23 protein-coding genes are annotated in these 23,162 nt (G+C 39.7%); 7 read left to right on the plus strand and 16 right to left on the minus strand.

Features of this window, described 5'->3' with window-relative positions:
• Nucleotides 1–367: 367 nt before the first annotated feature.
• The 3 genes from HC000_RS13975 to HC000_RS13985 are packed head-to-tail and all read right to left on the minus strand — an operon-like array spanning nt 368 to nt 1,800.
• A complete protein-coding gene (locus tag HC000_RS13975; RefSeq protein WP_179807972.1) occupies nt 368–760 on the minus strand; it encodes an ACT domain-containing protein in 393 nt (130 codons plus the stop codon).
• A 19-nt stretch (nt 761–779) separates the two neighbouring features.
• Complete coding sequence (locus HC000_RS13980) at nt 780–1,343, minus strand: hypothetical protein (RefSeq protein WP_179807973.1); 564 nt, start codon at nt 1,341–1,343, stop codon at nt 780–782.
• 1 nt (nt 1,344) lies between these two features.
• On the minus strand, nt 1,345–1,800 hold the full coding sequence (locus HC000_RS13985) for a YaiI/YqxD family protein (RefSeq protein WP_011329688.1): 456 nt from the start codon (nt 1,798–1,800) through the stop codon (nt 1,345–1,347).
• A gap of 119 nt (nt 1,801–1,919) precedes the next feature.
• On the opposite strand from HC000_RS13985, the gene HC000_RS13990 reads away from it, so the two are divergent.
• Entirely contained in the window at nt 1,920–2,444 is a 525-nt protein-coding gene (locus tag HC000_RS13990; RefSeq protein WP_179807974.1) for a lipocalin family protein, read from the plus strand.
• A 164-nt stretch (nt 2,445–2,608) separates the two neighbouring features.
• On the opposite strand, the gene HC000_RS13995 is transcribed toward HC000_RS13990, so the two are convergent.
• From HC000_RS13995 to HC000_RS14005, 3 genes are read right to left on the minus strand one after another with little or no spacing between them, the layout of a single operon-like run.
• Nucleotides 2,609–2,944 (minus strand): DUF3325 domain-containing protein, encoded by a 336-nt coding sequence (locus HC000_RS13995; protein ID WP_089369017.1) that lies wholly within the window; start codon nt 2,942–2,944, stop codon nt 2,609–2,611.
• A complete protein-coding gene (locus tag HC000_RS14000; protein ID WP_179807975.1) occupies nt 2,941–4,542 on the minus strand; it encodes a PepSY-associated TM helix domain-containing protein in 1,602 nt (533 codons plus the stop codon). The genes HC000_RS13995 and HC000_RS14000 overlap by 4 nt, the downstream gene beginning before the upstream one ends.
• On the minus strand, nt 4,539–4,892 hold the full coding sequence (locus tag HC000_RS14005) for a hypothetical protein (protein WP_086997219.1): 354 nt from the start codon (nt 4,890–4,892) through the stop codon (nt 4,539–4,541). The genes HC000_RS14000 and HC000_RS14005 overlap by 4 nt, the downstream gene beginning before the upstream one ends.
• A gap of 204 nt (nt 4,893–5,096) precedes the next feature.
• On the opposite strand from HC000_RS14005, the gene HC000_RS14010 reads away from it, so the two are divergent.
• On the plus strand, nt 5,097–5,453 hold the full coding sequence (locus HC000_RS14010) for a VOC family protein (protein WP_011329684.1): 357 nt from the start codon (nt 5,097–5,099) through the stop codon (nt 5,451–5,453).
• A gap of 150 nt (nt 5,454–5,603) precedes the next feature.
• Nucleotides 5,604–6,182: a uracil-DNA glycosylase family protein gene (locus tag HC000_RS14015; protein WP_041454961.1), complete on the plus strand. Its 579-nt coding sequence runs from the start codon at nt 5,604–5,606 to the stop codon at nt 6,180–6,182.
• Between the two features lie 167 nt (nt 6,183–6,349).
• Here the strand turns inward: HC000_RS14015 and HC000_RS14020 are convergent, their stop codons facing one another.
• Nucleotides 6,350–10,405 (minus strand): DEAD/DEAH box helicase, encoded by a 4,056-nt coding sequence (locus HC000_RS14020; RefSeq protein WP_179807976.1) that lies wholly within the window; start codon nt 10,403–10,405, stop codon nt 6,350–6,352.
• A 180-nt stretch (nt 10,406–10,585) separates the two neighbouring features.
• On the opposite strand from HC000_RS14020, the gene arfB reads away from it, so the two are divergent.
• A complete protein-coding gene (gene arfB / locus HC000_RS14025) occupies nt 10,586–10,999 on the plus strand; it encodes an alternative ribosome rescue aminoacyl-tRNA hydrolase ArfB (RefSeq protein ID WP_011329681.1) in 414 nt (137 codons plus the stop codon).
• Between the two features lie 225 nt (nt 11,000–11,224).
• On the opposite strand, the gene HC000_RS14030 is transcribed toward arfB, so the two are convergent.
• The 6 genes from HC000_RS14030 to HC000_RS14055 form a co-directional block, all read right to left on the minus strand.
• Complete coding sequence (locus tag HC000_RS14030; RefSeq protein WP_179807977.1) at nt 11,225–12,274, minus strand: DUF2955 domain-containing protein; 1,050 nt, start codon at nt 12,272–12,274, stop codon at nt 11,225–11,227.
• 10 nt (nt 12,275–12,284) lie between these two features.
• Entirely contained in the window at nt 12,285–13,352 is a 1,068-nt protein-coding gene (locus HC000_RS14035) for an HlyD family secretion protein (RefSeq protein ID WP_179807978.1), read from the minus strand.
• A complete protein-coding gene (locus HC000_RS14040) occupies nt 13,342–13,833 on the minus strand; it encodes a MarR family transcriptional regulator (RefSeq protein ID WP_179807979.1) in 492 nt (163 codons plus the stop codon). The genes HC000_RS14035 and HC000_RS14040 overlap by 11 nt, the downstream gene beginning before the upstream one ends.
• Before the next feature lie 231 nt (nt 13,834–14,064).
• Complete coding sequence (locus HC000_RS14045; protein WP_179807986.1) at nt 14,065–14,952, minus strand: fused MFS/spermidine synthase; 888 nt, start codon at nt 14,950–14,952, stop codon at nt 14,065–14,067.
• Between the two features lie 13 nt (nt 14,953–14,965).
• On the minus strand, nt 14,966–15,586 hold the full coding sequence (locus tag HC000_RS14050; protein WP_089369011.1) for a fused MFS/spermidine synthase: 621 nt from the start codon (nt 15,584–15,586) through the stop codon (nt 14,966–14,968).
• Between the two features lie 307 nt (nt 15,587–15,893).
• Complete coding sequence (locus HC000_RS14055; RefSeq protein ID WP_011329672.1) at nt 15,894–16,394, minus strand: lactoylglutathione lyase family protein; 501 nt, start codon at nt 16,392–16,394, stop codon at nt 15,894–15,896.
• Nucleotides 16,395–16,498: 104 nt separating this feature from the next.
• Between HC000_RS14055 and HC000_RS14060 the strand changes: the two genes are divergently transcribed.
• A complete protein-coding gene (locus HC000_RS14060) occupies nt 16,499–17,368 on the plus strand; it encodes a LysR family transcriptional regulator (RefSeq protein ID WP_179807980.1) in 870 nt (289 codons plus the stop codon).
• A 138-nt stretch (nt 17,369–17,506) separates the two neighbouring features.
• A complete protein-coding gene (locus HC000_RS14065) occupies nt 17,507–17,956 on the plus strand; it encodes a GyrI-like domain-containing protein (RefSeq protein ID WP_011329668.1) in 450 nt (149 codons plus the stop codon).
• A 107-nt stretch (nt 17,957–18,063) separates the two neighbouring features.
• Here the strand turns inward: HC000_RS14065 and HC000_RS14070 are convergent, their stop codons facing one another.
• Entirely contained in the window at nt 18,064–18,933 is an 870-nt protein-coding gene (locus HC000_RS14070; RefSeq protein ID WP_011329667.1) for an MYG1 family protein, read from the minus strand.
• A 604-nt stretch (nt 18,934–19,537) separates the two neighbouring features.
• On the opposite strand from HC000_RS14070, the gene HC000_RS14075 reads away from it, so the two are divergent.
• Nucleotides 19,538–21,055: a DUF3360 family protein gene (locus HC000_RS14075; RefSeq protein WP_011329666.1), complete on the plus strand. Its 1,518-nt coding sequence runs from the start codon at nt 19,538–19,540 to the stop codon at nt 21,053–21,055.
• A 159-nt stretch (nt 21,056–21,214) separates the two neighbouring features.
• Here HC000_RS14075 and HC000_RS14080 read toward each other — a convergent pair whose 3' ends face one another.
• Nucleotides 21,215–21,667, minus strand: coding sequence for a PliI family lysozyme inhibitor of I-type lysozyme (locus HC000_RS14080; protein WP_179807981.1), 453 nt, complete (start codon nt 21,665–21,667; stop codon nt 21,215–21,217).
• Between the two features lie 114 nt (nt 21,668–21,781).
• The gene (locus HC000_RS14085) at nt 21,782–22,129 is read right to left on the minus strand and encodes a hypothetical protein (protein WP_218911017.1); all 348 of its coding nucleotides are present in this window, start codon (nt 22,127–22,129) and stop codon (nt 21,782–21,784) included.
• Between the last annotated feature and the right edge of the window lie 1,033 nt (nt 22,130–23,162).

Raw genomic sequence — 23,162 nt, forward strand, 5'->3', positions numbered from 1 at the left:
ACAGTGGTAGTATTTTGTATCGACCAAACTTACCTGACGCTTTCTTGCGATAGCCATGTGACACCCTGCTTAATTATTGCACTAAAAAGAGCATAGTTAATTACACTGATATTACAAATATTAGGATGGGTGTCTGTTTAAAGAATTCTAGCCAGAGCTTAGTTAATCATGCTGATATTACAAATATTAGGATGGGTGTCATCTTAAAGAATTTGTTAGCGTCGCTTTTAAAAGCTTTAACATAAGAAAGTTACAAAACGCAGGTCAGTTAAGCGAAGCGCCACCCGAAGAACGAATGCCACCATCACTCAGATCATTGTATATCAACTTAAAATAGCTCTCATTTAACATTTAAAGCCAAGCTAGTCTAACCAATCTCTTTCAGCGCATTTAACGCTGCGTGGGCTTTATCTGCTTGTACAAAAATATGGTCGTGATAAAACGCAGCTACCACATTAGCGCTAATGCCATGCTCTGTCAGTTTGGCAGATACTGCCGCTGTTAAGCCTACAGCCTCAAGGCTGGAATGTACGTTAAGAGTAATTAAACTATATTTTCCCTCGTAAGTAATTCCTGCTTTATCGGCAGTTTCAGCTTTCAAAATAAGGGTTAGCCCTTCTTCTTCAACGTAAGTGGCCAGTGGGTTTAAATGAACATAATCGGCAAGTGAGCCTGCTAAACAGCAAAATATATACTCATCTTGTTTAAGCACAGGCTGCATTGATTTTAATAATTCGTTTATAGCTAAAATTCCGGCCATGGTCGTTCCTTACAATGTGTTATTTAGTGACTTTTAGCTGCGCGACTAGCTCGCTAAGCCTCGCTATTTTTATATTACTTAGTTGTCTGTAGTCGAAATACGGGCACACAATAATATTATTATTAGCATCTATTGCAAACTCGTCATCGAGCCAATCAAACTGCGTTTGTAATTTACCGTGTTGGAGTAAATTTTTAGCGTGGGTACGCCCTGCAATTATGTGCAGTTGGTTTTTATTGCTAGAAGCTTTATCTGCAGAAGTAATAGTTAGATTAGGCGCGCTAAACAGTAGGGCGGTTTTACTGTTTTTTTGAAGTAAAAATTCATCGCGATATTGCTGCCAAGTAGGCGCTTGTTTTGCAAATGAGTAATGCTCGCTTGGTAGAGCAAACAATACTTTAGCGTATACGTTAAATACTTTACGCCAACCATTACCGCAATGTTGGTTTATAGTATTTATTTGCTCATTAATAACGGGCTCTAGGCTGTTGAGCGTTTCGAAGTAGGGCATTGGCGGGGCCTTTGCTACATACACCGCCACGTTAAATTGCTCGTCACCTAAACCAATTAACTGCTTGCTCAAATTAGCCTGCCTTATTTTGCGCTAAAATACGATCGAGATTATTAGCAAAGTTTTGGCGATCAGTTTGGCTAAGCGGCGGCGGCCCGCCACTCATTTCTACGCCGCTCGAGCGCATGGTATCCATAAAGTCGCGTACATTAAGTATTGAGCGAATATTCTCAGTAGTATAAAGCTCGCCACGCGGATTGAGTGCTTGCCCGCCGTTGTCTATTACTTCACTGGCCAGTGGAATATCGCCGGTGATCACTAAGTCACCTTTAGCAATACGTTTTACTATTTCGTCATCAGCAACATCAAAACCCGAAGACACTTGTAGGCGGCTAATATATTTTGATGGCGGGATACGCATGGCATGATTAGCCACTAATATGGTTTCGGTTTGTGTGCGCTCAGCGGCCCTAAAAAGTATTTCTTTGATAACCACTGGACACGCGTCTGCATCTACCCAAATTTTCATGATTAAATCTTTAAATTGCTCTAGTATTTAATTGATCCTATAGCAATTTTTTTTAATCGGCTAGCAAACTTTATTATAGCTATTACGTAATATTAATAACCACTCAAAAAGGAGCTTAAATGAACAAAATAAAATATTTTTTACTCACCATTACACTATTTTCACTCAGTGCATGTACTAGTCCGCCAGAAGGGATCACTGCGGTTAAAAACTTTGACTTACAAAAATATCAAGGTAAATGGTACGAAATAGCACGGCTAAATAATTCGTTCGAAGAGGGTATGGAGCAGGTTACTGCTAACTATACTATTAATGACGATGGCACTGTAAAGGTAATTAATAAGGGCTATATTACTAAAGAACAACAATGGAAGAATGCTCAAGGCCTTGCAAAATTTGTGGGGGATTCTGACATAGGACATTTTAAAGTATCGTTTTTTGGTCCATTTTATGGGGCTTACGTTATTTTTGAACTTGAGCAAGCTGATTACCAATATGCATTTATAACGAGTTATAACAAAGATTACTTATGGTTTTTATCACGTACGCCACAGGTAGGCGATGAGTTAAAAGAGCACTTTTTAAAAACAGTTAAAGACTTAGGCTTTGCAACTGAGCAAATTATTTGGGTTAAGCAAAAATAAATGTAAAGGGGGTTTACAGTAAATATTTACCGCTAGAGCAATTGTAATAACTATTTAAACTTAATGCTCGCAATAACTAAAATGGCAAGCAATGAGCTTCCCATTTTAGTTATTTACTACTTATTTAAAACTACATTAGCAGATCAGTATTTTACTAACTTAGCCTAGTTTAATACTAAAAGTAGAGTAGTTAAGGCTGTTACAACCAAATTTAACACACTAAAAACTTTAACAAGCTGAGTTATAAAATTATAAAAAACCATTATAATTAAAGTACTTAGCGACATATAACCACAAAAAAGCAACGCACCATACCCGCTTTGATCATTCACACAAAGGAGCAGACTTAGTAAAATACTGATCCAAGCGGTAACTAGGAGGTATTTTCTTTGCAAATTAGTCGGCCGTTTTTTAAAAACATCTTTAAAATGATTAAATTTAGCCAACGCAAACGCGTTAAAAGCCAGCAAACAGAGGCTAAATTGTAATAACTCCATCATGCTTTTTGTCCTTTTAAGTCAGAACTAGTATTTTTTTTTATCGCTTTTGTAGTTGGCTTGGCAGTACGTAATTTTTCGGTTTGTATAAAAAACAATATGCCTGAGAGTATAAACAGCGCATCAAAGGTGAATAACGCCCACTGTTTATTTATTAAATAACTAACTATATTACCGTTAGTTGTTAGCGCATTAATTACAGGCACTGCTAAACAGGCTAAACCATTTATTGCCGCCATAACTCGCCATTGCACTCTATCACGCTTTATAAGCGCTACAATAGCCACCACAAGCCAGGTTAAAAAGAACGCCAACACTTCTTTATCAGCACGCCCGGCAACTTGTAGGCTAAGTACTCTATTAGCAATAAAAAACGCACAGGTAGCTAATGGAAGCCCCATTAAAGTAGTTAGGTTTAATCCTTCTACTAATTTTAAGCCAAACGATGGGTGAGCATTTTTTTTCATTCGCTCACGTAAACGTTTTGCCCACATAATGCAGCCAGAGGCAATCATTACACAACCCGCAATACCTCCTAAAAAGTAGAGCCAACGAAGTAATGGTTCGGCTAAGCGCCCGGTATGCATTGAGTTTAACGATTCATAAAGCGCTTTGCCTGCACTTAGTTCTTCATCGGTTTGGGCTACTAACTCCCCTGTGGCGCCACTAAATATTAACCGCGGCGTTTGGTCACGAAATGCTTTTTGTGGGCTAACTAGTACAGTGATAGTTGATGCTGCCATATTAGGATTACTTACCTGTACACGGCGAATATCAGCATTTGGCCACTTAGTATAAAGTTGATCTAAAATGCTATTTACTTTTACCATAGGCGCTGCACCCTGCGCTTTGTCAGTTACATTATTACGCGGGGTAACATCATTAAAAAAGTCTCGCATACCTTTGTCGTAACTAGTTTCTGCCGGGTAAGGAAACAGCATAAAGATTAAGGTAATTAACCCAGTGTAGGTAATCATTAAATGAAAGGGCAGGGCTAATACTGAGCTTATATTATGAGCGTCGAGCCATGTACGGCTGCCTTTATTGCGCCTAAAGGTAAACATATCTTTAAAAATACGCTTGTGGATCACCACCCCCGACACAATGGCAATCAGCATAAATAAACTTGCAAAACACACAATCCAGCGCGCTGTAATAACATCTATGTAATGTAAATCAAAATGCAGGCGATAAAAAAAGTTACCGCCTTTGGTTTCTCTAAAAGATGCAAGCGGCTGCATAGTATTTGGATCTAATTGCGTGTCTTCAAATTTACTTCTACGCTGGCCCGGCTCTTTAGGTTTTGCAAAGCCGTAGGTTAAGTAAGGTACGCGTTGTTCAGGAAGTGTTATACGCCAATTTGGAGCATTGCTTGCTTGAGCGTTTAGGTAATCAAAACCTGTAATTATTTGCTGTTTTTGGGCACTTATACGATCAGTTTGTGCTTGAATATTATGAATTTCGGGCTGATTCCATAAACTCATTTCGTCTCTAAAAAAGCTCAACGTACCAGAAAAAAAGATCAAATAAAGTAACCAACACACTAATAACCCAACCCAGGTATGTAACCAGGTCATTGAACGAAAAAAACTATCCTTCATACCCAACCCTTTATTAGTGCTAATAAACTTAATTGTGCTGCAGTAGCTAGTAAAATACTGATCCATACTGTTTTTAATGACTTAACATAAAAAGCGTAAATAAATACCAGCGTATAAATTAAAATACTTAACGACACGCTCATCAAAACTGCATCCGCTTTATTTAGTGGCAAAATAGCGCTCAGTAGCGAACAGCTCACCGCAGTAAAAAAGTAGCCACCGACAATGGCAATTAAAAAGCGTAAACACACTTTAAAAGCATAACTAAAATGGCTTATGTGCTGAAATATCAAAAGCGGCTTTAATAAAAGCAGCTTAGTTGACCCTAAACTAAGTGATGAAGCCTGCATAATGAGTCAATCCCTTAAATATGGCGAAAAATAAAAGTGCTATTATATAGTTTATGAATGCAAAAGATAGTGATTCCTATTTGCATGCGTAAATTAACTTTAACTTAGTATAATATTGCTCCCAAATACGCTTAAGCGCCTTGCTTGGTAGTTAACTTAGGTTTATGGTTAATTTACCCTTTAAAAATAGTAAGTAGAATAATGATGAATAATCACGAAAAGCTAAACTATGTAGAGTTTCCAGCCGCTAATTTAACCGCAACTAAAGCGTTTTTTAGCCAAGTTTTTAATTGGCAATTTACCGACTACGGCCCTGACTACACGGCATTTAGCGGGCAAGAGCTTAATGGTGGGTTTTACCAATCGCCGTTAAAATCGAGTACTGAAGAGGGTGGGGCGCTATTGGTTTTTTACAGCAGCGATATTCATGCAACACAAAGAAAAGTAACCTTATACGGCGGTAAAGTAATTAAGCCTATTTTTGAATTCCCTGGCGGTTGTAGGTTTCATTTTACCGAGCCAAGCGGTAATGAGTTTGCAGTATGGGCTGAAAAACACTAGGTTATATAACAGGTTAAGTGCATAACCAGTAATAGATCACTATTATACTAACTAGTAGTTAGGCACGCTAAAATAAACCGATTTTTTACCAACTCAATACCACAAATAACGAATAGAGGCCTAGATTTGAGTGAAAAACAGTCAAACAAGATAGAATTGAATGAATTAGTAGCTCAAGTTAGTAAATGCGTGATCTGCGAGCCGCAATTACCGTTAGGAGCACGCCCCGTTATACAATTTAACCCTAACGCCCGAATATTAATTGCAGGCCAAGCGCCCGGTATAAAAGTGCACCAAAGCGGTATACCGTTTAACGATCAAAGCGGTGAACGCTTAAGGCAGTGGTTAGGGCTTACTAACGATCAGTTTTATGATGCCAATAACATTGCTATTTTACCTATGGGGTTTTGCTATCCGGGTAAAGGCAAGTCGGGCGATTTACCACCACGTAAAGAATGTGCCCCAGCTTGGCGTGCGCAGCTTTTAGCCGCCTTGCCTAATTTACAGCTCACTATTGTGCTAGGTAAGTATGCTCAGGCTTATCATTTACCCGACACTAAAAAGCTACCGCTTACTGAGTTAGTAAAATCGTGGCGTGACTATTGGCCAAGCCATTTAGTACTACCACACCCCAGCCCGCGTAATAATATTTGGCTTAAAAAGAATCCTTGGTTTGAACAGGAGGTACTGCCAGAGTTAAAAAAACGCGTAGCAGAGGTATTATTGTAGGCAAGTAGCTTGTTGCCGCGCGTATCTAATGCAAACATTTAAATAATTATATTTTCGTTGAAAATATTGCGCCAGCAAGCTTAGCAACTTCGAGTAAACCTATGGCTGTGTTTAAAGTTTATTGTAAGTGCGACTTTAAATCGCACTTAGTACTAAACGCTTTATTTTTACTGATTTTGCAACAAAGACAATAACTGATCTTTTGATAATTGCCCGGTGTTGCTGCTGCCGCTGAGCACTTTGTCGGCAAGGGCTTGTTTGTGCTCATGCAGTTGCAGTATTTTTTCTTCTATGGTGTTTTGCGCAATTAAACGATACACGGTTACAGGGCGTGTTTGCCCTAAGCGGTGCGCTCTGTCGGAGGCTTGCTGCTCAACCGCGGGGTTCCACCAAGGATCTAAGTGCAGCACATAGTCGGCGGCAGTTAAATTAAGCCCGGTGCCGCCAGCTTTTAAACTAATTAAAAATAAAGGCGCCTCACCTGCCTGAAATTTATCAACCTGTTGCTTGCGTTTATTGCTGCTCATGCTGCCATCAAGGTAACAATATGCTATACCGCGTTTTTTTAGTCGCTGTTCAACTAATTTAAGTACATCAACAAACTGGCTAAAAATAAGTGCTTGGTGATCATTTTCAAGTAATTCTTCAATTATTGCTTCGGCGGTGTCGAGTTTGCTTGAAGGTAACTTACTGTTTTCAATTAATAACTGCGGAGCAATACACGCGCGGCGCAATTTAGTTAATGACGCCAATATAGTAATGTATTGGCTGTCTTCTTGGCTGGCTTGCTCAAGCGCGTTTAAGCGAGTGGCTTCGTAAAGGGCTTGCTCTTTATCGCTGAGCGCAAAAGTAAGGTTTATTTCGGTTTTATCGGGTAACTCGGTCAGTACCGTTTTTTTATTACGGCGTAAAATAAACGGCGCAATTAATGTTTTTAGCGTATCAGCCTGCTGCTGGTTTTTATCGGCATTACCAAAGCGCTTTTTAAACTCAGCTAATGAATGTAAAAAACCCGGCATTAAAAAGTTAAATAGGCTCCACAGTTCACCTAAATGATTTTCGATAGGTGTGCCCGAAAGCGCAACTTTAAACTGGCCATTAAGTGCAAAAGCAGCTTTAGCGCGAAGGCTTAATGGATTTTTAATGGCTTGTGCTTCGTCTAGTACAATATTGGCAAATTCGTACGCAGCTAATTGATCCCCTATTAAAGGTAACAAGCCATAACTAACAATTACTAGGTCATTAGCGGTAGCACCGGCTAGCACCTCATCAGTTGCGGCTGCATTATCAATAGTTTTAATATTAAGAGTAGGGGTAAATCGCGCGGCCTCTACCTGCCAGTTATGACATACCGATTTTGGCGCTATAACTAAGCTGGCACCTAAAGCACTGCGCATTTGTAATACATTGAGTGTTTGTAGCGTTTTACCTAAGCCCATATCATCGGCTAAGCAGGCATTTAACCCCCAGTTAGCCAGTTGCATTAACCATTTTACGCCAACCACTTGGTAGTCGCGTAATATATTAACTAAATGCGCGGGCAATACAGGTTCACTTGGGCGCTCAAATTTAGCTAAGCGCTGTTGCCAGTTTGCACCAAAGCTAACATCACTCAGTTCTGCAGCACTGTGATACAAAGGAAGAGCGCGCGCATTAGCAATACGAAGTTGATCGTCGGAGGCATTTTTAGTTTTACTTTGCATGCCCTCTAAACGATTTAATAAGTTAGTTAGGCGCTGATCTAATAATAACGAGTTATTTTCGTCAAATTCTATAATACTGCCACGACGCGGGGCTTTAAGTAGTGTTTGTAAAGCAATAATTTGACCATCGGGAAGCGATAATTTACCACTAACACTGAGCCAATCGTTATCATCATTTAAATTAAGAGAAAGGTGCTTACTATTGGCAACCTTCATACCTTGGGCGTTTTCATCCCAACTTAATACTAGTGCGTTGTCTTTTTGCGCGGCTTCTAATTGTATTATGGCTTGGCTAATATCTTCTGGTAAATAAAACTGCTGATGAGCGCTGTTATACTGCGGATGCTCTTGATCGGCAAATACGCCAGCTAAATTACTAAGTAGGTTTTTTAAAGCGCGTTTTTCTGCTTTTAAATCACGTTTTACAACGCTGTTATCGGCTTGCTCGTTATCGCTATAGGCTAAGGTTATTGCGCCTATTGCGGGCTCAACCCATGGGCCGTCAACACCAAATGGCATAGTATAAAAGTTAACGTCTATACCCATTGGGGTTAACTTAATTACTGCGGCTAAATCAACAAGCCCTTGGCGCACGTTATTAACCGCAGAAAACTCGCTGCGGCTACTGCTAATATAATGATCCTCCGACAAGGCCTCTAATGCCGCATTAAGTTGTGGCAGTTTTTCTTCTGTTAAGTTATTAGGTTGCTGAGCAAGCAGGCTATTTAGTTTGTGTTGTTTGTCGTCTACTACAAATACTTGGTAACTATTAGCGTGGCTGTGGGTAAGTAAAAAGTCGCCGTCTATGTCGGTAATTTTAGGCTGTATAATTAATTGGTAACAGTCGTTAATATTTTGCCCAATTTCAATTATAAACTCACCTTTGTTAAGCGTAACTAAATTACCTTTAATGTCTTCAAGCCCTTTGAAGTTAATTAGCGCTTGCAACACCGCGCTGGTTGCTTGTACTTCACTGTAACCAAAGCCCGCATGATTACTAATTACTTGCACTAAATTATGATCGGCTGGGCTAAGTAAATGTCGGTATTGAGCATCGTCAAGATCATAAATATTTACTTTACGGCCTTTAGTCCATTCGCCTTTGCTGTTGTGTTTTTGCACTTTGGCTTGAATAAGTGGCAGGTCTAAATGGGTAAGGTCTAGCTGCCAAACTAGGCGCTCATTTTGCGTTGGAGTATCTATTTTACTTACTTCATTTAACCAACGCTGCCATTGTGGCACGCGTTTAAAATGCTGTAATAAACCGGTATCTGGCAATGGTGTATCGTGCGTTAGCCAATTTGCTAAATGCGTGCACTGCTCACCTAGCCAGTGCTGATGCTGTTGGCTTGAATGAATTAATTGGCTCAGCAGTTTACTGTTATCTCTAAGGGCATTAATTTGCTCTTCGCTGCCGTGCTTTATTAAAGCCAATAATAGGCAAAAAAGAGGCGCTAGTGCATTTGGGTTTGCCTGTAGGTTTGCAATCGTATCGTGTAGTAAGCGCTGCTCAAAACTTATTACTTTTTCGGGTGCGAGTAACAAAAATTCAATGGCTTGCGTTGTGCTACTGAGCTCGCCGAGTTGTTTGTTATACCAATTTTTATGTGTTTTTAGCTGTTTTAAATCGGCTTCAGTACCACTGGCATATAAACACACCATATATAGTAAACCGCTTATTTCACACGGATAGCTACCCTTAACAAAGGTTTTACGATAAAGCGTTAACCCCGTTTTAAATTGTTGCAGCGATAATTCTAAATGAGTGCCGTCAATGGCAAGGCTATTAGCCTGACTAAATATTACTAAGTTACTGTGCGACTTATCAATGAGTAATTCATTATAGTCAGGTTGTTGCAGCAGCGTAGCTAAGCTTTCGTTTAGGTAAATTCGCTTACTTGGCTCAATAGTGGTTGCGGTATTTTGTACTATTGATGGCCATGAATGCTCAGCAGTTAGATTAAAAAATTCACCGCGAATAAAATGCTCTAAACATATTTGTTGCCACTGCGCGGGTAAAGCTAACCACAGCTGCTTACTGTATTTTGATTGTGCTAGTAAATTAATAAAGTGATGATCAATTTCAGGCTCTGCAGATGACGCTAACGGCGAGCCTTCACTTTTCTCAATGCTATTAAATAGCTCAAACATAAACATTAAAGCACTGTCGTTAAAGCGGTATATGGTGGTTATTTGCGTTAAAAAGCTTTTAATTAAGCCAGGGCAGTACTCTAACAAACTTACAATTGCATATACGATGGCATCAATAGAAAGTTTATGATTTTGCCTAAACGGTTGCTCCCAAACCAGTGATTGTTCTTCTAACTCGCGGGTAATTTTTTTTACTTCGGCGAGTGAAAACGAATACCCGTTTATAAAATGATTAAATAGCAGTTTAGAAAACAGCTGAGGCGAATTTTGATAGCTGTAAGATGAAGAACTTAAAAGTAAACTTAATAAAACACAAAGCTTTTTTTGATCATCAATCGTGGTTACTGGGGCAAAAGTAGATAAAGACATAAAACACTATAATAAACACAAGATAACTGAGTATATACTCCCGCGCCTTTAGGTTACAACCTAAAGGGCTACTTAACCGTTAAGGGTTAAATTTACGCCAATTAATAGCTGCTTACCTTGATTTGGGTATAGTTAATTACAAATGGTATACTAGATTTTTATAAAAACTAGCTGAGTCTAATGTTAACTATTTCAAATACCGTGACCATTGATGAATGGGAAGTCGAATTAACCGCAGTTCGCTCGCAAGGTGCCGGTGGACAAAACGTTAATAAAGTAGCCAGCGCTATCCATCTTCGTTTTGATATTAACCGCTCTAAATTACCCGACTTTTATAAAGAACGTTTACTTGCACTAAACGACAGCCGCATAACCAAAGACGGCGTATTAATAATAAAAGCGCAAAGCCACCGCACACAAGAGCTTAATCGCGAAGATGCATTTAAACGCTTAAAAGATCTAATTATTAGCGCAACTAAAGTAAATAAAGCCCGCAGAGCCACTAAACCGAGCCGTAATTCGCAGCGTAAACGCATGGATAAAAAAACCAAACACGGCCAAACCAAAGCGTTACGCGGCAATATTAAGCTTTAAAAGTAAGGCGTTAAGCTTGCTGACGCGCGGGCGAAGCCCGAATATTTTCTTGATATAAGACTTCTTCTTTTTCTGATATCTATTTTATATGCGTCTGTTTTTTGTGTAATAGCCCATTAAGTAAATTATTCACAAAAAAGGGATGAGGCGCTGCGCTTTAAAGAAGAAAGGGAAGTGGGCTGCAAGCTCAGCACTTGTAACCCAAAATCAGCATCGATGTTAACGCTAATCGTAGGTATGATGGCGTGTAGTATTAAATTTATTTAATAATCTATGCATCGCATATACCGCACTTAAGCTAATAACAACAGCCACTGTCACAGAGCTAAACCTATACAGCGCACTGTAAATCAAGTCTTGCCCCGGGGCTAACGACTGCCCAAATAAAATACCAAACGTGGTTAAAACACCAAAGCCAATGCCCGGCGGCCCCCCACCTAAAATATGAAAACGACTAAATATAAACGATAAAATCCACAACACAATAACAGGAAACAGTAAAAAGTCGGTATGGGTGTATAAAAATAGCTGCGACAAAAGTGCGGCATTACAGCCTATAAGCGTGCCAATTATACGCTGCCAACTGGCTATGCCTGCGGCTTTCCAACATAACGAAAATAAAATTAAAATAGATGCCGCCTGCGCCGAAATAGAGTCTTGTAAATCCAGTGCCTGAAAAACAATAAACGATAACGAAGCCACGCTTGAGCACAACAGCACTTCGTGACGAATACTTGCTTTATCTTTTGTTGGCACTGCACGCCCAGGGCGCGCAGTAACATCGGGAAATAAACCATGCATCAATGCTGCAATTACTACAGTTAAAATAATGGCTATACCGTTACTTAAAATAAGCGGATAAATACTGCTACTACCAGTTACATAGCTGGCAAAGTGTAATTGAATCGATAAACTAACCGCACCTAAGGCACCAAATAAAAAGCCACTTCCGCTACTCATTTGGTAAAATAAAATACAAAAGCAGGCAAATACAATCAGTACCATAAGTACCGGCAAGTGCGAAAATAACCCCTGCAATATAAGCACAACAAGCGCGCTAAATGCGGCACTGGCAAAAAACTGCCTAACCACAGATTTATTTAACGTTGGCACTAAACCTAATAGCAACATGGGGTAAACAGTAAAAAAAATCCCATTTGGCCAGTTCATTAATTTACTAATAGCAAACCCTAACGTGCATCCGCCGGCAATACGCAGCGCTTGGCGTAGGCCGTTAGAGTCAAGTTGTGGAGACTGGCTAATTTTTTGACTCATTTTGCCTCCACTAATAAATATAATGTAACCAGCTAATAAAACGTATTTGTGATGCGCCTAACCATTGTCCAAATTTTGACTCAGGAAGTAGTTGCACCGTAGCACGCGCGCCACTAGGCATATTAGCAATTAGCGCTTGATCGTTTTTTAATAACTGCAAATGAATACGTTGGCGCTGTGCGTCGCGTACCCAACGGTTACTGGTTTCGGTAGTGCTTAGCAAGCCATTGGCACTTAATTGGCCATCGCTTACACCCGCTTCAAAGGTACTAATTTTTGCGTCGTATACTTCACCGGGGCGGCTATCAAAAACCACTTTTGCTAAACTACCTGGGTGCATATTAAGCAGTGATTTTTCACGAAAGTCGGCTACTAAATCAGCCTTTTTAGCCACAATAGCTAACAAAGGTTGGCCACTAAGAGCATAAGCACCGTCAAGTAATTGCAAGTTGGCAACCACACCATCGCTTAAAGCACGTACTTGTGTGTACGATAAGTTAAGCTCAGCTTGCGCTAACTGATTCGCTCCATGGCGCAGCGCTAAGTTATCCTCCCCTGATGTGCCACGCGCTAAAACAGCTTCGGCTAATTGCGCTTCAAAAGCCGCTACGTTTGATTTACTTGCAGCAAAATTAGCCCGAATACTCTCCAGCTCTTGTTCCGATATAGAGTTTTGCTTATAGAGCTTTTCGCCTCTACTTTTTAATAAGCTTTGCTCATGTTGTTTTGCTTTAGCTGCACTAATTTGTGCCTCAAGCGCTTTAACATTCGTATCAAGGCGTTTATTTTGTAATTTGGCATCATCGAGGGTTAGTTTAGCTTGTTCAACAGCCAGTAAGTAAGTACTTTGATCTATCTCAAACAATATATCGCCAGCCTTTACCGGTTGGTTATTGCTAACTAACACCTTAGTAACACGGCCACTTATTTGCGGTGAGATTTGTACTACTGGGTGGTAAACACGCGCTTGTGGCGTTACTGGCAGCCAAATATCGGCTATAACATAGTATAAAAACACTAAAATGAATCCAACGAGTGAAAGCCTCACATAGCGCGCAAATTTTTGATCAGGTGTCATTGTTAACCTTATTAGAACTGTGATATTTAATATAATTTTTTGCGTTGTCTTCCATTTTAATTAAACCATGAGCCATTGCATCTAACTGCTCATCGTTTAGTCCATTATAAAGCTGATTTTTAATATCAGTGATCTGTGCCTCTACCGCCTTTAATATATTGCGGCCTTGCTCTGTAAAATAAATTTTTTTACTGCGCTTATCGTGCTTATCAACTTGACGGGTAATAAGAGTAAGCTCTTCGAGTTGCTTAAGGGTACGCGTAAGCGACGGCATTTCTATGCCTAAACTATGCGCCAACGCTTGTTGAGTTACCCCTTCTTTAAGCATATTTATATGCACCAAAGCAATCCAACGCGATTGAGTTAAGCCTAGCGGCTCAACGGCAACTGTAACAACTTCTCGGCATAATCTATGCACTCGACCCATACTGCCACACAAGGTTAAATCGAGTGTTTCATGAAAAGGAACCAGTTTAGACATTTCAACCTCTAACTACTTAGCATGCTAAGCACTTTACCATTAGTTAGCATGCTAAGTAAATATTTAGCTAGGGTTTAGTAAAGGTTTAGCCGCTAAAACACTAGGGGTTGTTGATCTTTTAAGATTTAATTTGCAGCGTTATATTTGGTTTTAGGTAAGGCAGAGCCTGTGTAGTGTGGTTACTCCCATAAAAAGGCGGTAACCACACATAAATACCAAACACGCCCTAGGCTAAAAGTTGAGTAGGTTAGCAGGGGAGTATTGATCGGTAAGGACTTTTGTATTTTCAGGCCAATCGTGATTATTTTTTGTAAAGTGCAGCATTTGGCTAATAGCTTTAATATTTACACCGTAAGGCAATAGCAGAGGGGTTAACTCACTTACGCGTTTATTTATATGCGCTTGGGTAAGGGTACTTTTATTGCCGGCTAAAATAATACGATTACTGTGGTTTTTTCGGCTAACGTTAATAAAGTCGCCAAAAACAGCGTTATAAGTGGCCGACTCGTGCTCGTACAGTTTGCTCGATGAAAACGTATTGGCCGCAATAACGCCGTCACTCGCAAGCACACTTTTTAACTCTTCAAAAAACTCTTTAGTTAGTAAATGTTCGGGAATGTAGTCGCCATTAAATGCATCTAAAATTATCCAATCAAACTGCTGTTTTTTAAGCGCCGCACGTTTTATAAAAATACGACCGTCTTGTACTTTTGCCGTTACCTTAGTACTTTCTTTAAAATTAAAGTAATCGCGGGCCACTTTAATTACCGCAGGATCTATTTCAATATTTTCGATTATTGCCTTAGGGTAAAGCTCTGAAATGGTGTTAGACAAAGTGCCACCGCCTAAACCAATAATAAGTACTTTTTTAGGATTTTCTATTAGCAACAAGCTTGAAAACACCAATTTAGTGTAATTAAAAACTAACTTTTTTGGCTCGTTAATATACATGCAACTTTGACTACTTTGGCTAGATTTTTCATCAAACTTTAAACAGCGTAAATTACCGGTTTCTTCCACTAATATATTACGATAAAGCGAGCGCTCGCTATGTATTGTTTTAGCCACACTTAAGTGTGAAAACAACAAGCTTAATAACATCAGCACATATAAAACCATGTAAAAATTGCTTTTATGCATAACGACGCTCCGCTAAAAATAGTTTATTTACCAGTATGGCTAGTAAGCCTAATACCGCTAAAGTTAAGGCAAAACCAATTATTATGGCATTTACGTCAAACGCGAGCACCATATAAAATGAGGTAATAATAGTGCCTAGTGCGCTGCCCAAGGTACTTACAAAATATAACCCGCCAGCAACTTGGCCGCTGTGTTCGCTGTCGGTAACTAAAAGCCGAACCGAGTAAGGGGAGATCATGCCCAATATAATAGTAGGAACAAAAAATAATGCCGTAGAGGCGAGTAACGAGCCATAGCGGCTGTCTTCAATGTGAGTAAAAATAAATTCCATTATCGGGTTAGCAAATAACGCAATGGGCAACACCATAATGCTTGCCAGTAAAAAAATACTCCCGTACTTGGCTAGGCTAGGGCGCTTAATTGACAATTTACCGCCAAGTAAATAACCAAACGATAGGCTCAGCATAAATACCGTAATTATACTGCCCCAAATATGTACGCTACTACCAAAAAACGGCGCTAAAATACGCCCACCTAATAGCTCAATTCCCATAATACTAAAGCCACTACTAAAGGCCAAAAAGTAAATAAGTGCATTGGTTTTGTTTAACATTTTATAATTCTTATCGTGTTATTTTTGTCCATATTAACGTGATGCTCAATAACTGGCTATGCTTTATTTTTATACTGTAAAGGGCGTTTACAGTACTGCCCCAAATGAAGCAGCTAAGGCAACCAACTAAAACCCAATTAAGTAGACACCCATCTTAAAAACCAGTGACTATTCAACTAAGAATGGCTTTGTTCAAATACCCTAAATTCGGATAATAAGTGTGGGTGCCTACTTAATTTTAGGCAATAAAAAAGCTGCAGTAGCTTACTGCAGCCTTTATATATTTAAATACTAGCTACACACTAACTTAGTATGCACCGGCGCTATAAATAAGTTCGTAGCTGTGGCTGTATATTTCTAGGATATTACCAAACGGGTCTTCCATGTAGATCATGCGGTATGGTTTTTCACCTGGGTAGTAATAACGTGGCTCGGCCATACGTTTTTTACCACCGGCGGCTACAATACGCTCTGCTAGGCCTTCAACATCTGGGTCTTGCACACAAAAATGAAAAATACCGGTTTTCCAATATTCAAAGTTATCTTTTGGGTTTTCTTGGTTTTTAAATTCAAAAATTTCTACACCAATACGATCGCCTGTAGATAAGTGCGCTATTTTAAATTTCTCCCATTTTTCACCAAACACTTCAGTACACATTTCGCCTATTGGGCTTTTGTCTTCGAGTATTTCGGTTGGCTCCATAATAGTGTACCAACCCATAACTTGGGTATAAAACTCTACTGCTTTTTCAACGTTTGGTACCGAAATACCAATATGCGAAAAACTACGTGGATAGGTATGACTCATAATAATGTTCCTGCTTATCTTGTTACTGGTTAATGCGTTTAGTTTACGAAGCCAATTAAATTAAGTAAAATAATCATTAATCATCATTTTGAGTACATTTTGTAATGATAAATCCCATATGGTTAAATACGTTTTGTACTTTGGTTGAGGTAAACCACTTTACGCAAACAGCCGATCGCCTCCACATGACCCAGTCGGGTGTAAGCCAACACATTAAAAAATTAGAGCAGCACGTTAACTGTGCTTTGCTAGAAAGACACGGCAAACAGTTTTCGCTTACTGTGCATGGGCAAAATCTATATCAACAAGGCAGTTTATTACTTAAAGAGTGGCAGTTTTTAGAGCAGCAATTAAAAGACGACTCGCCTTACAGCGGTAAAGTAAAAATACAGTCGCCTGGTAGTTGTGGATTGCAGTTTTATAGCCAGTTATTAGCTTTGCAAACAAAGCACCAAGGGCTGAATATTGACTACCGCTTTGCGCCAAATATAAGTGTTGAGCAGGCTGTAGCTAACTATAATGCCGACATTGGTTTTTTAACCCAAGCACCCACACTTAGCGAAGTAACCAGCCATAAAATAGGTACAGAGCCGTTACTATTAGTTACCCCTGCACATATTAAAACCCCAACATGGCAAGCTTTATGTGAACTTGGCTTTATTGCTCACCCCGACGCTAAACACCATGCGCAACTTTTGTTGAGCGAAAACTACCCGCAGTTTGAACATTTAGAGCAAATAAAACACACCGGTTTTTCTAATCAAATTAGTTTAATACTGGAGCCGGTAAGCTTAGGCCTGGGCTTTACTGTGTTACCTGCGCATGCAATAAGTGCGTTTAATAAGCCTAAACTTATACAAACTCATTATTTGGCAAACCCTATAAGTGAAAATATTTACGTGTGCCACCATCGCAACAGGCCATTAGCAAAACGTATGCATACAGTAATTAGCACAATAAAAGAGAGTTTATAATTGCTGCAATAATAAATCCCTTAACCAGAGTTCAAATTAAATAATTTAAAGGACTTATAAATAGTTACAGTCCATAATGGTTTTTCTGTTACGTTATAGTTACGTTAAAGCTAAGTGATTGAAGTAAGGAAGGTCATAATGCAAGTAAAGCAACTCCCAAGTATAACTTTAACTGGTTTAAAGGTAAGAACGTGTAACGCCGATGAAATGAACTCTGGCACTGCAAAAATAACGGAGCTTTGGCAAAAATTTGGTGAAAAGCATGGACAACAGCTAACAAAAAATACAAAAACGTATGGTGTTTACACTAACTATGAAAGCGATGTAACCGGTGAATTTGATGTAATAGCCTGTTGCGACGACTTATCGATTGGAGATCAAAAGTCAGTAAAAGTAACTACCGAGGCAGGGAGTTATTTAGTATTTAACGGGACAGGTGAAATGCCCGATGCGGTAATCGACCTGTGGGGCGAAATTTGGCAATACTTTAGCTCAGACGACTGTCGTTTTACTCGTACCTACAGCAGCGACTACGAATATTACAAAAGTGCTGATGAAGTAGAAATAGCCATAGCGGTTAAAGAATAAAGCTTTAGGCTTTAGGCATAATTAAAAACGCTAGCTTAACTTGCTAGCGTTTTTTTATGCGCGTAAATATTAATTTTAGCGTCTAGCACTTTTAAAGCCCTATATTACTAAGCTTCTAGCGCCATTGCTGCCATTTTCATCGCACTTGCAAACGACTTTGCGCCAGCAATAAATAAACCGTTATGACAAAAAACAGCATCTTCAAGCCCAGTTTCGTCCTGAAATTCTTTATCAGATAAACCAGCCCACGGTTTTGGGAGTGACTTGCGGTCTTCAAACGATCCTGGCTCAACCGGTACAGTTTGCACAATCCACTGGCCAGAGTGCGAAGGATAAACCATATATAATGCTTTATCAGAAAGCGCATGCACGGTTTTTTTCCACGGTGTGTATTGCTCTAACACAATTACGCGTGGATCAGCTGCATTTTCAATCGCTTTAGCAACAATTGCTTTTGCATTAATGCCACCGTTAGCCGCAGCTATAAAGCGAGTTAAAATGCGCGATGCAAACTCAACCGCTTCATCAAAACAGGCATCAAAGTTACTCTCTTCTTGCCACGTTGGGTTAAACATTGAAATAGTTTGGCTAAGGCTAATGCCTTTAGCAACGCCTTCAACATGGCCGCAGTCAATTGCATCAATAGTAGAGACTAAACCAGAGTCAATTGCATTGGCTGTTTCTTGGCTGCCTTGGCATATTTCAAGGCCATATTTTTGCCAAATTAAACCAAATGAAGAAAAAGGAATACCATTTTCACGCGCCCCGGCACCGCCACGTTGGTGGTGATCAAAACGGCCTGTCTCTGGGTTATGCTCGCCACCTACATCAATCACAACATCGGCTTTGCTTATAAGCTCCATATCACGGGTGCGTATAAGTTTAAAAGAAGGATAAATATACTTAAGTGCAGCTACACTAAAAACATCATCTGCATGAAAAGTACCGTTGTGGGTTGCTATCGTTATATCATTCATTGGTTTTGTATCATTTTCTAAAAGGATAAGAAGGTCTCGCTATTTAAACGTTACGGTTTTGAAAATACTTAACAAGTAAAAATCATAAGGCGGATTCTATCTGATGAACGCTAACAAAAACAGTAAACTGTTTTTTATCCTTGTTAAAGCAATTAAGCTCGCATGCAATAGCCCACTAATTATAGAGAGATGCAAAGCCACACGTTATTATTTTGCTGCGTTATTTTTGTATCAATAACCAAACTTTAGTTAAATTATCAGCTAAAGCATGGCTAAATGCCCTATTTTCTTAAACAACATAATATAAATGCAGATAAAATTATTTTAATTTTTATTATTGCTGTAAGTGCTAAAAAACAACGCATTGCACTTTAACCTTTATAAAAATAAGCTAACCATCTGTTTAAAAACAATAAAAATCACATTTAACATCAAATACTACATTCAGCTATAGGTATATAAATGTTACTAAATAGTTTCATACAAGACCTTTGACTAATCGTAATCTGTTGCTAGCTGCTTTATCCTGCCGCCTCAATTTTTATTTGCTTTAAACAAAGCTGTATTTTTATTTTGAGTGAGCAACTATGTTGCAGGAGAAGCCATGAATACCACGCCGCAAGATGATATTTCATCTGATGCCAAACCAGGAGCGGATACTCAAACCGCTACCAATAGCTATAAAAATCTACACAAGCCTAGCTCTGAGTTTAATAGCCGAGACGAATACCTAGAACACGAACTGCAAATTATGCAGCCTAAACGCTGGCGCCCAAACTTACCCTTTAGAGACTACAGATTCGAATTTGAAGACGCTATTCCTGCAATGGCTGCCACCATAGGTAAAGTGGTTATGGTTGCCGCTATTGCCGCAACGTTTGCAAGCCCACTGGGTTTAAGCGACGCTTTTGTTTTAGAAAACGTGCGTTACGAATTACTTATCGTCGCCTTTTTTATTATTTTGTTTTCAGGCTTTATTTTACCTACCGCTAACTTAGCCGGTACTCATGGTCCTTTAATTCCGTTAATTCCAATTGTAGTTGCAGCAGGGGGCCACCCTATGGCATTTGGCTTGCTCATAGCAGCCTTTGGTTTAATTTTGGCAATAAGTAAAGGCGGAACCCTACTGGCTAAACTAACCAGTAAAGGCGTATGTGGCGGGCTTTTACTCTACCTAGGGTTTATAGGCATAACCTCGCAAGTTAAAAAGCTGTTTGCATGGGCCGAAGCCATCGATATGACCCACATTGCCTTTATTGTTATTTTTTCCACTATAATTTTATATGCCATGTTAGAGCATTTTAAAAAGCGTTGGTTAGCCGTACCACTTAGCTGTATTTTAGGCGGCGCAATAGCCTTTGCATTAGGCGCACCGTTTGAGTTTCATACTGCACCGGGGCTACCAAACATGGACCCTATGTACTGGTGGGGCGAAGACACCGGCTGGATGTTAGGCCTACCTACTCTAGAAAGCTTTGTAGTAGTACTGCCATTTGCAGTGCTTGCTGTTGCTATGTGGTCGCCGGACTTTTTAGGTCACCAGGTATTTCAAAAAATAAGCTACCCAAAACGTACCGAAAAAGTACAAATGAACATAGACGACACCATGCTTAGCGCATCAGTTAGGCAAACCTTTGGCTCGCTACTGGGCGGCGCTAACTTTGCATCATCGTGGGGCACTTACATAGTGCCAGCAGCCATTGCTAAACGCCCAATACCAGCAGGCGCTATTTTAACCGCACTATTTTGTATTATTGCCGGCGTATGGGGCTACCCTATGGACCTTGCAATTTGGCAACCAGTGCTATGTGTAGCGCTAATAGTAGGGGTATTTATTCCACTACTAGAAGCCGGCATGGAAATGACCCGCGTAGGTAAAACCACCCAATCAGCTGCTATTGTAGTATTTGCTTCAAGCTTAGTTAACCCAGCATTTGGTTGGTCACTCACCATATTGCTAGACAACTTAGGCTTTATTGGCTGTAAAGAAAGAAGTAAAGAACTCACCCGCATGAGCCGCTGGATCATTCCACTGGTCATGTTTGTACTACTAACCAGCGTAATGGCCATGGTAGGCATGCTGCCAGGTATACCCGCGTTAGTATCAAGCTTTAGGCACTAACTTTAAAAGTTAGCTTAAAGTAAATTACTCCCAGTAAGCGCATTTTATATGCGCTTACTGCGTTTTAAAGCTTAATTTTTTAGGTGGCAGCATAAGACGTTAACGCCTGACTAACTGGTGCGCGAAGCGTTAGCGTAGCACGCCCGGTTAAGTGATTTGTTAGGTATTTCTGGGCTTTAACCTCTTTAGAGCCGAGATTGGGTTTGCTTCAGCTTGAAGACCCTCAACTTGAGAGATTAAGTTCATCCTCTGGTCATTGATTATTTCGAATGCATAAGCAGAAAGGTAGCGACCAGTCCCCACAGAGCGAATGACCACAATGACCTCTGGCTTCTTGTCACTATCTATATCACTAAGTGTTGCCTTCTCTACGAATCCATCTCGAGCATTGATAAGCCCACTAATGAAAAAAGTCGTTTCATCACCTGCAGGAGCAGTTTGGTACAATCGAATACTAAAACTGCCTATGGATCTAGTCTCGAATTCCCCCTCTGAAATTACAACTGTTTGGCCAGAAGGAAGTGTTAATTTTTTTATAAATCTATCTGATGCCATGGCAGGCAACGTGGCAATTAGAAGTATAATTGTTGCGAGTGCAAAGGTTTTTATCATATCTACTCCATTTGTAGCGGAAATAGCTTAAACACTAGCGGTGCCAAACCCTCCGCTCATGCGCGCGAACTTGTGAGCTTCTTAGGGGCCTCAGGCCACGAAAGACGCGGCTTATTAGCTACCAAATTTACTAACCAGTAACGTCAGTTTTTGAGAGCCAATTTCCATTGTAGCTTCTTTGCCGTAGGCGACCGTGAATGACGGGGTTACTGTGTCATTGCCAACGGTAACAGCAGTAATAATACCAACAGTTTCATCTCGGTTCGGCTTAACAGTAAGGTTATAGCTAAAGTCATTACCAATAGTGATTGATGCCATTTTATCCGCTTCGACCACCATGACAGGTGACGCAATTAATTCACCATTTGCATATACTGACGTAGATACTTGGTAGGTCTCAGCAGCAAAACACGATACAGAAGCCAACAAAGATAGCGCTATTAAACTTGCTTTAATTTTCATTTTAATTTCCTTATTTAATGTAAAGGTGAATCACAGTTAACGCTTATTTGGCGGAAAAATCCGTATTTAATCAAGGGTTGTCTGCATTTGTAAGTTTAATGTATTGAACACTACATCGAATCTTTAAAGTTTACAACTTATAGGTCCAGCCGGTATTTGCATTTGCTAAAAATACGGATTAATCCGTCTAACAAGCGTTGGCACAATATTCGGAAGCAAAGAACACATAACCTCAACAATTCAAAGTATAGATTATCAAGGTTCAAAGACTATAATTGACACTTTCCAGCCACTCGACAACTTAAAATGTTGATAATAATTGGCAAGATATTTTACTGTGTCGGAGGGCGCGCTTCGCTTATCCGACCTACAATTGGCACTGCGGGGCTAATTTTTAATTGAAAACTGCTTGTTTGCGTATTAAATGAACGTATAAGTAACTGGCAACGCGGTAAGTCTGGCTGTTTCTAGTAAACTCATCATTTTTGTCGGATGGCGTGGCTTCGCCACTTATCCGACCTACCCCGTACCGTACCGTCAAAAGGTAGGTTGGTTAAGCCGAAGGCGCCACCCAACAGAGTTTCAGGTTAACGGCTTGAAGGGCTGCTTATGGCACTTTCCAGCCATTCGACAACATAAAATGCTGATAATAAATTGGCAAGATATTTTACTGTGTCGGATGGCGCTTCGCTTATCCGACCTACAATTGGCACTGCGGGGCTAATTTTTAATTGAAAACTACTTGTTTACGTATTACGTGAACGTATAAGTAACTGGCAGTGCAAACGTAAGCTATCCATATTTTCACAAATCTACCCGCTAATGGGTGCTATTTTACTACTTACAAACCAAATACCCACCTTTAAATACCATTTATGGGATTTACTGTGCCGCTTATGCTTATTTATAAAATCAATTAAGGTGAATATACTAGGCTAGTATTTTATTAATCGTTTAATTAAATAGCAGGCAATACTCTGTCGTTAAATAAAAATTGGCTGCCTTGCCTGTTTAACAGCTTAAAACTATTTAT

It is taken from the genome of Pseudoalteromonas sp. MIP2626 (genome assembly GCF_013414205.1).
Taxonomy (GTDB): domain Bacteria; phylum Pseudomonadota; class Gammaproteobacteria; order Enterobacterales; family Alteromonadaceae; genus Pseudoalteromonas; species Pseudoalteromonas nigrifaciens.